Genomic DNA, 758 nt, shown 5'->3' with positions numbered 1-758 from the left:
GACCAACCTGATCACCCTGGACAACACCGGCGTGCAGGCTGCCGCCACCGGTAACGTGGGCAGCGGCACCACCGATTCCAACAACTACGCCATCGACACCGTGCGCCCGACGGCCACCATCGTGGTGACGGACACGGCGTTGAGAATCGGCGAAACCTCGCTGGTGACGATCACCTTCACTGAAGCGGTGAGCGGTTTCACCAACGCCGACCTGACGATTGCCAACGGCACCTTGAGCGCGGTGAGCAGCAGCGACGGCGGCATCACCTGGACGGCAACCTTCACGCCGTCGGCGAGCATCAACGACACGACCAACCTGATCACCCTGGATAACACCGGGGTCAGCGACCTGTCGGGCAACGCCGGCAGCGGCACCACCGATTCCAACAACTTCGCCATCGACACGGTCCGCCCGACCGCCACGATCGTGCTGGCCGATACGGCGCTGGCGGCGGGCGAAACGTCACTGGTAACCATCACCTTCTCCGAGGCCGTGACCGGCTTTACCAACGCCGACCTGAGCGTCGCCAATGGCACGTTGAGTGCGGTGAGCAGCAGTGACGGCGGCATCACCTGGACCGCCACCTTCACCCCGACAGCAGGCATCATCAGCGCGACCAACGTCATTAGCCTGGCCAACACTGGCGTGGCGGATCTGGCGGGCAATACCGGCAGCGGGATCAGTTCCTCAGGCAACTACGCCATCGACACCGTCCCGCCGACCGCAACAATTGTGGTGGCCGACAACGCCCTGAGAG

The 758-nt window shown here is 64.4% G+C and carries 1 protein-coding gene; it reads left to right on the top strand.

Annotation, left to right across the window (positions count from 1 at the left end; all coding sequences use genetic code 11):
* A partial coding sequence (locus ACM6J5_RS20440) for an Ig-like domain-containing protein (protein ID WP_414929222.1) occupies positions 1-758 on the top strand: 758 nt, incomplete at both ends.

This window comes from Pseudomonas sp. IT-P74 (assembly GCF_949768175.1).
GTDB lineage: Bacteria > Pseudomonadota > Gammaproteobacteria > Pseudomonadales > Pseudomonadaceae > Aquipseudomonas.
This window is presented reverse-complemented; position numbering and strand designations above follow the sequence as displayed.